Origin of the sequence: Paraburkholderia sp. RAU2J (assembly GCF_003634845.1) — a bacterium.
GTDB lineage: Bacteria > Pseudomonadota > Gammaproteobacteria > Burkholderiales > Burkholderiaceae > Paraburkholderia > Paraburkholderia fynbosensis.
Map to the genome: position 1 here is coordinate 3,251,218 of NZ_RBXG01000001.1, position 14,271 is coordinate 3,265,488.

The 14,271-nt window shown below is 64.9% G+C and carries 11 protein-coding genes and 1 pseudogene; 4 read left to right on the forward strand and 8 right to left on the reverse strand.

The window, feature by feature from the left end; translation table 11 throughout:
* Nucleotides 1-6 precede the first annotated feature (6 nt).
* The 3 genes from B0G69_RS14860 to B0G69_RS14870 all read right to left on the reverse strand — a co-directional run bounded on the left by B0G69_RS14860 (nt 7) and on the right by B0G69_RS14870 (nt 3,984).
* Nucleotides 7-1,854, reverse strand: a complete 1,848-nt coding sequence (locus B0G69_RS14860) for an Hsp70 family protein (protein ID WP_121318089.1) — start codon at nt 1,852-1,854, stop codon at nt 7-9.
* Nucleotides 1,851-2,447 carry a DUF2760 domain-containing protein gene (locus B0G69_RS14865; protein ID WP_121318091.1) on the reverse strand — a complete coding sequence of 199 codons (597 nt, stop codon included), beginning with the start codon at nt 2,445-2,447 and terminating at the stop codon, nt 1,851-1,853. Before B0G69_RS14865 ends, B0G69_RS14860 begins: the two co-directional genes overlap by 4 nt.
* A gap of 313 nt (nt 2,448-2,760) precedes the next feature.
* Nucleotides 2,761-3,984: a tyrosine-type recombinase/integrase gene (locus tag B0G69_RS14870; RefSeq protein ID WP_199731218.1), complete on the reverse strand. Its 1,224-nt coding sequence runs from the start codon at nt 3,982-3,984 to the stop codon at nt 2,761-2,763.
* Between the two features lie 104 nt (nt 3,985-4,088).
* On the opposite strand from B0G69_RS14870, the gene B0G69_RS14875 reads away from it, so the two are divergent.
* Nucleotides 4,089-5,210, forward strand: coding sequence for a DNA-binding protein (locus tag B0G69_RS14875; RefSeq protein WP_241991332.1), 1,122 nt, complete (start codon nt 4,089-4,091; stop codon nt 5,208-5,210).
* A 105-nt stretch (nt 5,211-5,315) separates the two neighbouring features.
* Here the strand turns inward: B0G69_RS14875 and B0G69_RS14880 are convergent, their stop codons facing one another.
* From B0G69_RS14880 to B0G69_RS14895, 4 genes are all read right to left on the reverse strand, one after another.
* Nucleotides 5,316-6,878 carry a DHA2 family efflux MFS transporter permease subunit gene (locus B0G69_RS14880; protein ID WP_121318098.1) on the reverse strand — a complete coding sequence of 521 codons (1,563 nt, stop codon included), beginning with the start codon at nt 6,876-6,878 and terminating at the stop codon, nt 5,316-5,318.
* An 83-nt stretch (nt 6,879-6,961) separates the two neighbouring features.
* On the reverse strand, nt 6,962-8,221 hold the full coding sequence (locus B0G69_RS14885) for an HlyD family efflux transporter periplasmic adaptor subunit (RefSeq protein ID WP_121318101.1): 1,260 nt from the start codon (nt 8,219-8,221) through the stop codon (nt 6,962-6,964).
* 41 nt (nt 8,222-8,262) lie between these two features.
* Nucleotides 8,263-9,786 carry an efflux transporter outer membrane subunit gene (locus B0G69_RS14890; RefSeq protein WP_121318103.1) on the reverse strand — a complete coding sequence of 508 codons (1,524 nt, stop codon included), beginning with the start codon at nt 9,784-9,786 and terminating at the stop codon, nt 8,263-8,265.
* 101 nt (nt 9,787-9,887) lie between these two features.
* On the reverse strand, nt 9,888-10,325 hold the full coding sequence (locus tag B0G69_RS14895) for a MarR family transcriptional regulator (protein ID WP_121318105.1): 438 nt from the start codon (nt 10,323-10,325) through the stop codon (nt 9,888-9,890).
* A 213-nt stretch (nt 10,326-10,538) separates the two neighbouring features.
* Between B0G69_RS14895 and B0G69_RS14900 the strand changes: the two are divergent.
* Together B0G69_RS14900 and B0G69_RS14905 are read left to right on the forward strand one after the other, a co-directional pair.
* A pseudogene (locus B0G69_RS14900) lies at nt 10,539-11,236 on the forward strand (NAD(P)H-dependent oxidoreductase).
* Nucleotides 11,237-11,241: 5 nt separating this feature from the next.
* A complete protein-coding gene (locus B0G69_RS14905; RefSeq protein WP_121318107.1) occupies nt 11,242-11,667 on the forward strand; it encodes a cupin domain-containing protein in 426 nt (141 codons plus the stop codon).
* 359 nt (nt 11,668-12,026) lie between these two features.
* Here the strand turns inward: B0G69_RS14905 and B0G69_RS14910 are convergent, their stop codons facing one another.
* A complete protein-coding gene (locus tag B0G69_RS14910) occupies nt 12,027-12,359 on the reverse strand; it encodes a hypothetical protein (protein ID WP_121318109.1) in 333 nt (110 codons plus the stop codon).
* A gap of 301 nt (nt 12,360-12,660) precedes the next feature.
* Here B0G69_RS14910 and B0G69_RS14915 point away from each other — a divergent pair, with 301 nt between their 5' ends.
* Nucleotides 12,661-14,016: an MFS transporter gene (locus B0G69_RS14915; protein ID WP_121318111.1), complete on the forward strand. Its 1,356-nt coding sequence runs from the start codon at nt 12,661-12,663 to the stop codon at nt 14,014-14,016.
* Nucleotides 14,017-14,271 lie beyond the last annotated feature (255 nt).

The following is a 14,271-nucleotide window of genomic DNA, read 5'->3' on the forward strand; positions in this document are numbered from 1 at the left end:
GGCGCGTTATGCCGACGCGCTGCCGCGCACGTCGAACTCGACTTTCCAGCGTTCGTCGGAGCCGCGCGGCATCGCTTCCAGTTCGAGCGTGCCCGCTTCGGTGACGCGCGCATGCAGCTTCACCGGCACGACTTCGCCGGCGGTACGGCCGGCGGCAGGCAGCGTCGCCTGGATTTCGTCGAGTTCCTGCAATTCCTCGGGGCCCCAGAAGTCGAGCAGCGTGCCGACCTGATCCTGACGACGCACCGACGACCCGAAGAAGCGGAAATGGACCGGTTCGCCGACCACGAGACCGAACTCCTGCGCGGGCAACTCGGCCTCGGTGCCTTCCTCCATGCCGAACGGCGCGACGCACAGCGCCTGCACCGGCGGCTCGAGCCCGGGCACGGCCGGCATCGCCGATTCGATCGCGATGTAGTACGCGCGCGCGGTGCCGCCGCGAATCCGCACGCCCTGGCCGCGTCGCACGTAGCCGTAGTAGGCCGCGCCGCGCGCGACCGCGAGATCGAGGTCCGCGCCTTCGAGCAGGCGCGCCGGCGCCGCGCCTTCCGCCGTGAGCCATTGGTTGAGCGTGCCCATGATGCGCTCGACCAGCAGCGGCGACTTGAACACGCCGCCGTTGAACAGCACGGCGGTGGGGTGCAGGAAGCTCGCGCCTTCGACCGCGTGATCGCGCAAGCCTTCGATTTCGGCGAGCGCGCCGACCTGACGGCCGAGGAACGCCGCCAGATGCCGCGTGATGCCCGCGTCCTGCGCGTACGGCAAGCCGAGTTGCGTCAGACCGACGCGCGCGCGGCTGACCGGCCGCGCCGCGCTGTCCACCTGTGGGAAGAAGCCTTCGAGGATCGTCTGCGTCAACTCCGCGCGCGTCAGTTCGGTGCGGATCGAGCCGCCGATCAGCTTCGAGCCGCGGCTCGGCACGACGAGCGGCACGGCATCGGTGGCGGGGTCGCTGAGCAGCGTTTCCTTGGCCGAGCGGCACGCGTAGGTGAGGGCGCGCAGTTGCCACGCGTCGGCCTGGGTGCCTTGGGCCGCGAGCTTGCGCGCGACCACGTGCGCGAGCGCGAGGTCCATGTTGTCGCCGCCGAGCAGGATGTGTTCGCCGACCGCGATGCGATGCAGTTCGAGATTGCCGTCGCGCTCGATCACCGCGATCAGCGAGAGGTCGGTCGTGCCGCCGCCCACGTCGACCACGAGGATGATGTCGCCGACCTTGACCTGCTTGCGCCAGCCGCCGGCGCTCTTCTGAATCCAGCTATAGAGCGCGGCTTGCGGTTCCTCGAGCAGCGTCATGCGGCCAAAGCCCGCGGCCTCGGCGGCTTCGGCGGTCAACTCGCGCGCGGCCGGATCGAACGAGGCGGGGATCGTCACCGTGATGTCCTGGTCGGCGAACGGCGCGTCCGGATGTGCGTGGTCCCAGGCTTCGCGCAGGTGCGCCAGATAGCGCACCGAGCTTTCGAGCGGCGACACGCGCGCGACTTCGGGCGGTGCGTCGTTGGGCAGAATCGCCGCGCGGCGATCGACGCCCGGATGGCACAGCCAGCTCTTCGCGCTCGACACGAGCCGGATCGGCGTGGCCGCGCCGCGGCTGCGGGCGAACTCGCCGACCGCGAACTCGCGCTGGCCAGTCCAGGGCAGATAGAGATCGCCCGAGGCCAGTTCGTCCGGATGCGGCAGATAGAGGAAGGAGGGCAGCAAATCGAGGTTATCGATGGCGCCGGGGCCGGTCAGTTGGGCGATCGGCAGCACGCCCTGGGCGGTTTTTTCGCCGTCGCTCGCGCTCGTGTCCACATAGGACAGCGCGCAGTGCGTAGTGCCGAGGTCGATGCCGATCGAATAGCGTGCGTCGCTCACAGTTCCACCTCCGCCGGTGCGATGACCTTGGCGTTGTGGCTCTGCGCGAGTTTCGGCAGACGAACCTCGTCGACGCGCCAGCCGCGATGGCTGACGCTGCCGTTGAACGGCGCTTTTCCGACGACATTGCCGGTCAGGCGGATCGAGCTCGCGTCGAAACCTTCGACGAGCGTGACGCGCGCGCCTTCGGCTTCGTCGCGCACCGGGCGGATCGTGAAATGCTCGCGCAGCGTCGCGCGGCAGCCGTCGTGGACGAGGCGCGCGGCGGCGCCGATGTCGGCGTCGCTGTAGTTCTTGATGTCTTCTTCGACGAAATCGATGAAGCGCGCGTCGCGTTGCAGCAGGCCGAGCAGTTGCAGCGCGGCGTCGGGACTGGCTTCTTTCAGCGTGGGGGCGGGTTGCGGCGCGGGAGCCGGGGTCGGTGTCTGCGTCGGCGCGCTTGCGCCCACGGTTTCGCCCGCGGTTTTGCCCAGGGTTTCGCCTCTACGCAGACGCAGCACGCCGGCGGCGAATTCGCCATCGCCAAGAATGCTGAAAAACGTGCCGACGGCAAGTGAAATCCTGCCGAGGAAGGACGGGTTCGAATCGGTCATATATGCTCCTGAGGTGCTCTGTTAAAGGACGAGCTGTCCTGGCTGCGCCGCACGCGACGGGCCGCGTAGACCTGGCTGGGCCTGATCAGGCCGCCGTCGTGCAGGTTTGCGAAGGCCGGCGGCAAGCTTGCAGCCGGTGGTGATTCAGCGGCAATCGCGGCGCGTGCGACGCGCGCAAAAGCCGTATTTTGCCTCGCGGCGCGCCCGACGCGGGCAAAGGCGGCCATTCTAGCGGGCAATCGGGCGAGATTGGCGGGTTGTTGCGAGGTCGGCGGACTCGTCTAAAGCCGCTCTCCCGTCACACAATCGCGCGTCATTGCGCATTGCCCGATTCATCGTCTTTGCGCGTGCCCGCATCCCAATTCATTCGGTGACGATTAACGGTTTCCTTGTGCCGCGCGTCATCTTCCGTGTGCAGATAAAGACTCGTTGTATTGAGCGACACGTGTCCGAGGTTGTCGCGGATGGTGCGCAGGTCGACGCCCCCATCGGCTTGATGGGAGCCTGCGGTGTGGCGCAGCCAGTGAGCCGACGCCCGTTCGAGTTCATCGGCGCGATCGGCGAACTCCGGACCTCGCGCGCGCAGCCACGACGCCGCGCCGCTGAAAATGCCCTTGATCGCGTCATGGATCGCGGAGCGCGACAGACAGCGGTTTCTGCCCTTGAACCGAATCACGAGCGGCGTTTCCTCGGAGCGGGTGGGCAGGGCGGCGAGACCATTCTGGGTCCGGTAGCTGCGTAACTCCTCGACCAGTTCGACCGAGACGGGGACGATCCGCTCCTTATCGCCCTTGCCCAGCGTTTCCAGCCACCATTGATCTTTGCCGTCCGCGCCGAGCCTGCGAAAAAAGCTGCCCATCTGGCCGCCGGCGACTTCGGAAATTCGCATGCCCTGCAGATAGAACAGCGTGGTCAGCCAGCGGCAGCGTGCGTAGTAGGCGCGTTGCGCGTCGGTGTCCTGCGGCAGTTGTTCGACGAAGAGCTTCACTTCGTCCCAGAGCGACGTCGACAGATAGCGCGTGACGCGCGGCGCGGAGCGTTTGGCCCGTTGCCGCAGCAAGGCCATCGGATTGCCGCGCAGGTAGCCGGCGTTGACCAGCCACGTGAACATCGCGTTCAGGATGATCAGCGCCTGCCGCTGGCTGGCCGGCGACAGCGGCCCGTTGAACGGCCGCCAGCGCTCGTCGCCGCGCGGATATTTTCCGCCGTTGGCCGATACCCAACGGCTGGCGGGCTGTGGATCCGCGAGAAACGTTTTGAACCCCAGCAGATCCTCGTGCGTCAGCGACGACAGCGGCTTGCCCAGTTGCACGACCGCCCACAGCAGCAGCCGCTCGGCTTCCTTACGGTAGTTGTCGAAGGTGGTTTTCGTGTCGGCGTAATTCGACAGCCATGCGCGCACGGCATCCAGATCGTTGCGGGCCGAGAGCTGGGAATTCTCGATCGCGCCGCGATTGGTGCCGTCGCGGCCATCGAGACTTTCCGGCACGGCGAGCGATTCGACGGGCTGCACGGTGGCTAGTTGGGCATTGGGCACGGTTTGAGGGCTCCAGATTGCAAGGAAAACGCCAAATCAGTCGACTATAGATAATACACGACATTATAGTACTAATGTCGTGTTTGAAATGCGAAAATGTAGCATTGCTTGAAATATACGTTGTATTATCAACACATTCCTTCCTTTGGTGTTGTCCCGCGCCCATGACACTCGAATCCGACATCGAAGCCGTTCGGGAACACGCCGCCGACACGCAAGCGCTGTATCGCGAGGTTTGCGCGCTGATGTTCTTCCGGTACGGCGAAACGCCGACCGCCAACCGGCTCTACCAGCTGGTGCGCAAAGGCAGCATGAGCGCGCCGGCCAAGGCGCTGCGCGACTTCTGGGTCGAAGTGCGCGAAAAGACCCGCGTCGACGTCGGCCGTCCGGACTTGCCGCCCGAGGTCGCCAAGGCGGCGGGCGAACTGGCCGCCAACCTGTGGCGACTGTCGAGCGACGCAGCCACGGCCGCGCTGGACGTATTCAGGCAGGACGCGCAGTCGGACATCGCCGCCGCTCGCCGGCAAGCGCAGGACATGGAAGCGCAGCGCAATGACGCGGCGCTGAAAGCCGATCGGGCCGCCAGCAGCGCCGCCGCGCTGGGCCAGCAGATCAGCGGGCTTGAAGCGCGCCTCGTCGAACTGCAAACCGCCAACGACATGCTGAGCAGGCAACTGGCTGTCTCGAAGGACGAAATCTCGGCAGGCACAGCCGCACTGGCGGACGCACGACGCGACTTCGCCGAGGAATTGGCCAAACTGCGTCAGTCGCACGATCTGAACGAACAGCGACTGGCGGCGACCGAAAAGCGGGCCTTGCTTGAAATCGAGAGCGAACGGGCGGCGGCCAGCCGCGCGCGCAAGGAACTGCAAGCAGCCAATGAACGGATCGCGTCACTGGAGACCGAACATCGCTCGGAGCGCGACGCCTTGCGCGATGGGCTCGCCACCGCGAAGGCCGAACTGGCTGCGGCGAAATCGCGATGTGCGGCGATCGATGCGCAGCTGGCAGAAAAGGATACGTTGCTCGTTGAGCGGATTGCCTCGACTGACCTGCTTCGCCAGCGTCTTGAAACGATGTCGCGCCGACTGGAAACGGCGCGCACCGAGCCCGCCGCTGGACGCCATGCTCGCCGTTCCCGCGCGAAGGCCGAGCCTCAGGCGCGTGGGTCGGTCGGTTTTTCGGGTGGGCCGTTCGTCAAACGCCCGCCAGGCGACAAGCGATGAACGCCGCCCAGCAGTGGATGCAATCACGGCGGCATTCAGAATTTCGACGCGTGCGCTGTGCGCACTTCAGCCGACGCCCATGAATCCGCCCGCTTTTCCGTCCATTCAGTGTCCGCCCGCCCCGGCCGCTGCCGACGCGCTCGCGTGATCGGGCTTCGTCACCCAGATTAGCGGAATGATCAACACGAAGATCACCGCCGACAGCCAGAAGATATCGTTCAGGCCAAGCATCGCCGCCTGCGTGTTCAGCGAGTGTTCGAAGTACGCCATCGCCTGAGCCGGGCTACCGCCCAGCGAACCGTGCAGCGAAGTCAGCGCGGATGTGAAGGTCGGATTGTCGACACTCGTCTGCTCGGCGAGCCGCGCGTGATGCATGATCGTGCGGTTGTTCCATCCGGTCGATGCCAGTGACGTCCCCACCGCCCCGGCAAACACCCGCACGAAATTCGACAGCCCTGCCGCCGCCGGAATCCTGTCCGCGGAAAGGCCGGACAGAATGATCGCGGTGAGCGGCACGAAGAAGAACGCGGTCGGGAATCCTTGCAGCAGGGTCGGCAAGACGAGCGTCCACGTATCCACGCCCGTCGTGTAGTGCGAGCGCATGAAAAACACCGCCGCGAAGCCGACGAACGCCAGCGTTGCCAATACCCGCGCGTCCGACTTCGGCAGCAGCTTTGCGATCACCGGCGCGAGCACCACCGAGAAGATGCCGAGCGGCGCGGTCGCGAGACCGGCATCCACGGAACGGTAGTTCAGGTAGCCCTGCATCCATTGCGGCAACAGCACGAGGTTCGAGAAAAACACCGCATACGCGACTGAAATCGCAATCGTGCCGCCGAGGAAATTTCGTTTTCCGAACAATCTCAGATCGACGATCGGATTTTTTTCGGTCAACTCCCAGATCACGAAAAACGCGAAGCTGATTGCCGCGAACACCGTCAACGCGACGATTACCGGCGAATTGAACCAGTCGAGGTCCTTGCCTTTGTCGAGCATGATCTGCAGCGAACCGACCCATGCGATCAGCGAGATCAGCCCGATCTTGTCGATCGGCAGACGCCGCGTCGGGGTTTCGCGAGTGCGATAGATCGCCCACGTCACGCCGGCCGCGAACAGGCCCACCGGAATGTTGATGTAGAAAATCCACGACCACGAATAGCTGTCGGTGATCCAGCCACCGAGCGCCGGGCCGGCGATCGGCCCGACGGTCGCGGTCATCGCCCACAGCGCCAGCGCATGCGAGCTTTTTTCCTTCGGATACGAACCGAGCAGGATCGCTTGCGACAGCGGAATCAGCGGGCCCGCCACTGCGCCTTGCAGGATCCGCGCGGCGAGCAGTACCGGCAGATTCGGCGCGATGCCACACAGCCACGACGACAGCACGAACAGCAGGATCGCCCACACGAACAGCTTGATCTGCCCGACGCGTTGCGTGAGCCAGCCGGTCAAGGGAATCGCGATCGCGTTGGCGGCCGCGAACAGCGTGATCACCCACGTGCCCTCGTCGACCGACACGCCCAGGTTGCCGGCGATCGTCGGAATCGCCACGTTCGCGATCGACGAATCCAGCACGTTCATAAACGTGGCCAGCGCCACGGCAAGCGTGGCCAGTACGAGCTTGCCGCCTGTCAATGGCGGCAGCGTCGCTGCGTTGCCCGATCCATTCATGTCATCACCTGTCGAGGAAGATAAAACTATCTGACTTATCAGTTAATTGCGCGAAAAAACCCGCCTGCACGGCTGCTGCCGCTTCAGCGCGCGTTGCGCGTTGTGTGCTTTTGCGTCGCGTTCTTTTGCGTCGTGCTCGCCGCCATCTCGCGCGTGGCCGGCATGTTCTGCGCGATGATCCGGGCGATTTCCGCATCCGCATCGGCGCCGTACTGCGCGAACACATCCGTGCGATACGTGGTGCCGGCCGCCGCGCCAAGCTGCGCGCCCGACTCTTCGCGCGTGTCGACGTCGACCTGCATCGAGAGTCCGATGCGCAGCGGATGCGCGTTCAGTTCGCCTTGGTCGAGCTGGATGCGCGCCGGCAGCCGCTGCACGACCTTGATCCAGTTGCCGGTGGCGTTCTGCGCGGGCAGCACCGCGAACGCGGCGCCTGTCCCGGCCGAAAAGCCCACCACCCGGCCGTGATACTTGACGCCCGAGCCGTACACGTCGGCGGTGAGCGTGACGGGTTGGCCGATGCGCATGTGCTTGAGCTGGCCTTCCTTGAAGTTCGCATCCACCCAGACGCCGTCGAGCGGCACGATCGCCATCAGCGGCGTGCCCGGAGCGACGCGCTGGCCGACCTGCACCGAGCGCCGCGCGACGTAGCCGGTCACCGGCGCGGGCAACGTGTTTCGCGCGTAGTTCAGATAGGCGTCGCGCACTTTCGTGGCGGCGGCCTGCACGTTCGGATGCTGTTCGATCGACGTGCGATCGGTCAGCGCGTGGTTGGCCTCGGCCTGCTGGCGCGCGGCGTCGAGCGCGGCCTGGGCGGAGCTGACCGCGTCGCGGGCATGGGCGATTTCCTCGCCGGACACCGCGCCCGTTTCGACCACGGTCAGCCGGCGCTTCAGGTCATCGTTCGCACGCGCGAGGTCCGACTGGCGTTGCGCGACGGTGGCCGCGTAGAAGTCGTTGTTCACGTAGAGGCCGCTGACCTGGCGCACGGTCTGGCCAAGCGACGCTTGCGCGTCGGCCAGCGCGATCTTCGCGTCGGCGTTGTCCAGCGTGACGAGCGGCGCGCCCTGCTTGACGATCTGCGTGTCGTCGGCGTTCACCGCGACGACCGTGCCGCTCACTTGCGGCGTCAGTTGTACGAGGTTGCCGCTGACGTACGCATCGTCGGTGGACTGGTGGTACTGGCCCACGGTGAAGTAGTACGCGCCGTAAGCCGCGCCCGCCACCACGACGGTCGTGGCGAGCAGCGTGAGCAGCAGCTTGCGCTTCGTGCGGGGCTGTTGCGTTTCGGGGACCGGGTCCGGTTTCGCGCTCGCGCGGGCGGTGTCGATCGTTTCGCTCATGATGGGGCTCCTGACAGATCTGGAATTGTCGCGATGGCGTTTCAATGCGCGGCGACGACGGGTTGAGTATTTGCCGCCGATGCGGCCGCTGCCGATGGCGCGGCCAGATTCGCGACATCGGCGTTGTCGGCATAGCCGCCGCCGAGTGCGACGGCCAGGGCAATCTGCTGATCGCGCCGGTTCATCCTGAGATTGGCGACCTGTTGGTCGGCGGAGAGCGCGGTGGTGTCGGCGTTGAGCACCGTCAGCTGATTGGCGAGACCGGCCTTGTACTGCGTGAGCGCCAGCTGGTCGGCGCCGCGGGCGGCGTCCTGCGCGGCCTGGGCGTCGACGAGTTGCTGGTCGGTCGAGCGGATTTGCGCGAGCTGCGTCGCGACTTCCGAGAGCGCGGTGACGAGCGTCTGGTTGTAGGTGGCGACCGCATAGTCGAACTCGGCGTAGCGGCCCTTCAATTGCGCGCGCAACTGCCCGCCGTCGAAGATCGGCAGATGAATCGCCGGGCCGACCGACGCGGTGCGGCTCGCCGCAGTCAGAAAACGGCCGAAGCCGAATGCGTCGAGGCCGATCGCCGCGCTCAGATTGATGTCGGGATAGAACTCGGCCTTGGCTTCCTTCACGTCATGCGTGAGCGCATCGACGCGCCATTTCGCGGCGACCAGGTCGGGACGCCGGCTCACCAGATCGGCGGGCAGGTTCTCCGGCAGACGCACTTCATCGCCGACGCCGAGCGCCGGCCGCGTAATCGCGAGACCGCGATCCGGCCCGGCGCCGAGCAATGCCGCCAGTTGATAGCGGGTCGTGACGATGCTGCCGTCGAGCGCGGCCAGCGACGTGCGGCTGGTGGCGAGATTGGCCTGCGCCGTCTTGCGTTCCACTTGCGTGTCGAGACCGCTGGCAATGCGCCCCGCGGTGATGCGGTCGATCTGTTCGCGTTGCGTGATCTCCTGCTGCGCGATGTCGCGCAACGCATAGAGGCGCGCCAACTGGTTATACGCACGCGCCATCGACGACGTGAGCGTCAGCCTGACGACTTCCGCGTCGGCCTGGCTTGCCTGCAGTTGCGACAGCGACGCCTTTAGCGCTTCGCGATTCTTCCCCCACAGATCGAGATCGTACGAGGCGGACAGCAGTCCCTTGTTTTCCGATTGCCATGAACCGCCATATGGCGGCGGCACGAGCGCGGTGCTCGAAAACTGTTGCCGCGTGAACGAGTATGTCGCGCCGACCTGCGGCATCGTGGCGGCCTTCGCGGTGTCGCTGTAGGCGGCCGCGGCGGCGACCCGGGCGCGGGCCTGCTCGATCGACGGATTACCCTTCAGCGCTTCGGCGAGCAAGGCCTTCAGTTGCGCATCGCCGAACTGGTCGGCCCAATCGGCGGCCGGCCAATGACCGTTGTCCTGCGGAATGCTTTGCTGAGTCGCGTAGGTCTGCGGCTCGGCCATCTGCCTGTCGCTCGAGATGCCGGCGTAGTTCGCGCAAGCCGATAGCACGGCCGCGAAGATCACCGTCACACCAGCCTTCGCGACTCGCGACCGGGCTGCCGGCTCAAATAACTGTGTTTTCATTTTCTGACCTGTCAGATAAATGGGTGAGAAAAATCGCTGCGAGATTGCACAGCGCTGTGCGTCTTTGAGTGCCCTCGCCTGCGTCTTCGCCGGCGTTGCGCCTAATCCGCGAGAAACTTGTTCAGCAAGCGGCGCAGTTCTTCGAATTCGGCCTTCGTGAATTTCCTCAGACGCCGGTTCAGCACAACCGGGACGATCTCCGGTACCTGCGCGGCGACCGCTTCGCCCTCCTTCGTCAGCTTCAGATTGACGACGCGGCGGTCTTCGATGCTGCGCGAGCGCTCCAGCAAACCCTTCGCTTCCAGCTTGTCGAGCATGCGCGTCATCAGGCCGGTGTCGATGCCGAGCAGCTTCGACAACTCGAACGGCGTGGCGGCGACGCCTCGCCGCATCGACAGCACAATGCCCATTTGCTGTGTGGTGATGTCGAGTTCCTTGAGCGCGGCATCCATTTCGGTCACGAGCAGATTACGCGCTTTGCTGATCGAAAAGCCCACGCTCTGCGTGAGGCTGAAGCTATCCGGCGAGTAGTGGTTCATCGTGGCCTCCTGGTGGGTGAGCGGTACTTTATCTGCAAAGTCAGATATTGTCAAAGTTGATTCGGATACTTCAGTGTTTCATAGCGCGGCCTATTTCGGGGTCGGGTAGCGCTCCAAGTGGTCACCTTGGATTAGCCAAAACCGGTCATTTCATCAAGCCAGTCGAGCCTTTAATCTGCACTCAGGTCAATCATCAACGGAAGGACGGAATTCATGAAGATCATGCACGTCGACGCCAGCGCGAAACGCGAGCGCTCCAACTGCCGCGCATTGAGCCGCTATTTTCTGGAACGCCTGCGCGAAGAGCGCGTGGACCTCGAAGTCGACTACCTGGACGTCACGGTCGATACCCCGCCGCACGTCACCGAAGCTTTCGCGATCGCGACCTACACCCCCGCCCACGAACGTACGGCGGCGATGAAGGCGACGCTGGCGGCATCGGATGCGCTGTGCGAGCGGCTGCTCGCCGCCGATGCGCTCGTTTTCGCAATGCCGATGTACAACTGGTCGATGCCCTCCGCATTCAAAGCGTACGTCGACAGCGTCACGCGCACCGGCCTCACCTACGTGCATTCAGAAGATGGCCACACCATCGGGCAACTCGTGCGCCAGAAGGCGCTGTTCATCACGAGCCGTGGCGCGGACTTGCGCGCGGGCTCGCCCTACGAATCGATGGATGCGCTCACGCCGGCGTTGAAAGCGGCTTTGGGCTCCTCGGTGTCGCGAGTCCGACTTTCGTCGATGCGCAGCCGCTGCAGTTTGCGAACCGCGAGGCGCGCGCGGGCGCACTCGAGCGGGCGCGCACGGAATTGGCCGAGGTAGCGGCAAATTGGGCGAAGCAGGTTCACGCGACCCCGCACGCTCGCGCCGCCGATCCGAACAATGAAGTCATGAGGCTTTGTCAGGAGTAAACGCAATGAAGATTCGCGCCCTTATCGCGGCGACTTTGGCGGGATTCTCGATCATCGGCGCTTCGCAGTCCGTGTTCGCCTCCGATACCAGCGCGCGCGAAACGATCACGCCCGCTTTCGCCGAAGCGATTGCGAACGTGCCGGGCAAGACGATGACCACGCCGGTGGTCGACTACGCGCCGGGCGGCAAATCGCCGTCGCATTGGCATGGCCAGGCTTTCGTGGTCGGCTATGTGCTGTCGGGCGCGATCCGCAGCCGAGTCGACAATGGCGAAGAGCGCGTCTATCACGCGGGCGAACACTGGACCGAGCAGCCCGGCGTCCATCACACGGTCAGCGAAAACGCGAGCGCGAGCGAACCGGCAAAGCTGCTCGCCATTTTCGTGGCGGATACAAACGACAAAAACCTCGTCACGTTCGACAAGAAGTGATGGCGTGGTAGCGGGGCCTCGTTGCCGCCACGCGGGCGGCCGGCGCCGTTGACGCGTCGAAGCCGCCTGTCGGCATTTTTTCCGTCGGGTATGGTGAGCGGAGCGAACGAGGCAGTGCGGCGTCCGGTGCTGCCGCGAGGGTTGTCGCGGTTGCGATGCGTCTATGAGTTATCGCGCGTCGCGGCCGCATGTGTCATAGGAAGGGTTCGGTAAAGCCGGCGTGCGGCTTTCGAACACACGCGTCGATGGGTTCGCGGTTTGTAAATGCTGCCGCGGCCCAGTGGTTCAACGCTCACGTAGACACACACGTGCATCCACGAAAAGCGGCGAGCGCATTTCGCGCCCCTGCCCGCTTCGCACTAGAACTTCGGATGGCACTCGAAATTGACCGACGACGCGTGCTCCGACATCACCTGCACACCGCTGACGGTTTCCGTCGTGACGCTGCTTTGCATTCCGCGACGCTCACAATAGTCGCGCGCTTCGTTCACCGCATGTTCGTGCGCGCGCGCCCATGCCATGCGCCCGCCTGTCGCGCTGGCCGCGACCGTATAAGTGCCGGGCTTGTCGCTGGCGACGACGTCGCTCGTCGATGTGCAGCCCACGAGGCTCGCACACACGAGCACGGCTGCGATCAAACCGCGCACGCGTTGGTTGGATTCAAGTAGTCGAAAGGAATGATGGAGGGCCATGTGATACCTGTACTTTTTCTAGCGGATTACCAAAGGTAATTATCCGCAATCGCATGCAGGAGATCAGCCTCGCCACCTGAAAACACTGTTACGCGCGTATAAACAATCTTTCGAAACGTTGCGGCGCGCATCTACGCGCCATTTCCTTCCGGGCACGTTCCCTTTTGTCATCGCGGCACATTCGTTGCTGCCTCGTTCCGACATCACGGCATGTGTAAAAGCCTTCCGCAAACGCACTTGAGCGCCTAGTCTGTAACGACACCGTTCAAACGAAACCGGAAGTGAACCGGAGGAGGCATCGATGGAGCTCGAAGCACGCACCCTGAAACACGTCACGGTTCGGCTCGTGCCGTTCCTGATTCTTTGCTATTTCGTCGCGTATCTCGATCGCGTCAACGTGGGCTTTGCCGCGTTGCAGATGAACAAGGCGCTCGACCTGTCGGCCAGTGCGTTCGGTTTCGGCGCGGGGGTCTTCTTCATCGCGTATTTTTTCTTCGAAGTGCCGTCCAACCTGCTGCTCGAACGCTTCGGCGCGCGCCGCTGGATCGCGCGGATCATGTTCACGTGGGGCATTCTCGCGGGCGCCATGGCGTTCATCCCCGATATATCGCGCTACACCGGACTATCGCCCGCGCATGTCTTTTATGGCCTGCGTATTCTGCTGGGCGTGGCCGAAGCGGGCTTCTTTCCCGGCATCATTTTCTTGCTCACGTTGTGGTTCCCGGCCGCCTATCGCGGCCGCGTGGTCGGCTATTTCATGGCGGCGATTCCGCTGTCCACGGTGATCGGCGGGCCGATTTCCGGCGCGTTGCTGTCGCTGGACGGCCACGGCGGACTCGCCGGCTGGCAGTGGGTGTATCTGATCGAGGCGCTGCCCGCTGTGTTACTTTCGCTTGCGGTGCTGCTCTATCTGACGGACCGGCCCGCCGACGCCACCTGGCTCGCCGCCGAAGAACGCGACTGGCTGGTCGCGCGCCAGAAGCAGGAGCGCGAGCATCGCGAAGCCGTGCGCGCCTTCAGCGTGAAGGAAGCGCTGATCAATCCGCGCGTGCTTGCCATCGCCCTCATCTACTTCGGCGCGAACGCGACCAATTACGGGCTGAGCTTCTTCCTGCCGCAGATCGTCAAGTCCTTCGGTCTCACCAACTTGCAGACGGGCTTCGTGACGTCGCTGCCGTATATCGTCGGCGTGATCAGCATGGTGGTGTGGGGGCGGCATTCGGACCACAAGCTCGAACGCCGATGGCACGTCGCGATCGCGCTGCTGGTCGCGGCCGGCGGCATTGCGGCGGCGGCCGGGCTCGACAATCCGGTGCAGAAGATGATCGCCTTGTCGATCGCCGGGTTCGGCATCTTCGGCTGCCTGCCGGTGATCTGGACGTTGCCTGCCGCATTCCTGTCGGGCGCGGCGGCAGCGGGCGGGATTGCCGCGATCAACTCGCTCGGCAATCTGGCGGGATTCTTCGGACCGTTCGCGATGGGCTGGATCAAGGACAGCACCGGCGGCTTCGGCGCGGGTTTGCTGTGCCTCTCGGGCGCGGGGCTCGTGGGGGTAGCGGCGGTGTTGCTGCTGCATCATGATGCGTCGCTCGAAGCGTCGGCATCCGGGCTGCCGGATTCGCGCGCGGCGGGCGGTGCCAATGTGGCGCAATCTTAGCGGCGGATCGTGCGGCAGAGATGCGGCAGAGATGCGGCGCGATGGGGCAATCGCGCAGCGCACGAAGCACGGGATAGCCCCGGCCTGAGGGCAACGCCACGCGACGCGTGAGCGGAAGCGGCCACGCTGGGGCGAGACGACCGTGCTGCGGCGCCAAAGACTCGTGACCCTGCCGCGCTGCCCGAGCGTATTGATCAACGCGAGCGCGCCGGCCGCACCGGTGCCTTTGGGGAGCTTGGGCGGCAGCGGCCACAA

What these genes read in the sequence shown, in the direction of transcription:
- B0G69_RS14865 (WP_121318091.1), bottom strand. Translation starts at nt 2,447, where the DNA reads ATGACCGATTCGAACCCGTCCTTCCTCGGCAGGATTTCACTTGCCGTC.
- B0G69_RS14880 (WP_121318098.1), bottom strand. Translation starts at nt 6,878, where the DNA reads ATGAATGGATCGGGCAACGCAGCGACGCTGCCGCCATTGACAGGCGGC.
- B0G69_RS14885 (WP_121318101.1), bottom strand. Translation starts at nt 8,221, where the DNA reads ATGAGCGAAACGATCGACACCGCCCGCGCGAGCGCGAAACCGGACCCG.
- B0G69_RS14890 (WP_121318103.1), bottom strand. Translation starts at nt 9,786, where the DNA reads ATGAAAACACAGTTATTTGAGCCGGCAGCCCGGTCGCGAGTCGCGAAG.
- B0G69_RS14895 (WP_121318105.1), bottom strand. Translation starts at nt 10,325, where the DNA reads ATGAACCACTACTCGCCGGATAGCTTCAGCCTCACGCAGAGCGTGGGC.
- B0G69_RS14905 (WP_121318107.1), top strand. Translation starts at nt 11,242, where the DNA reads ATGAAGATTCGCGCCCTTATCGCGGCGACTTTGGCGGGATTCTCGATC.
- B0G69_RS14910 (WP_121318109.1), bottom strand. Translation starts at nt 12,359, where the DNA reads ATGGCCCTCCATCATTCCTTTCGACTACTTGAATCCAACCAACGCGTG.
- B0G69_RS14915 (WP_121318111.1), top strand. Translation starts at nt 12,661, where the DNA reads ATGGAGCTCGAAGCACGCACCCTGAAACACGTCACGGTTCGGCTCGTG.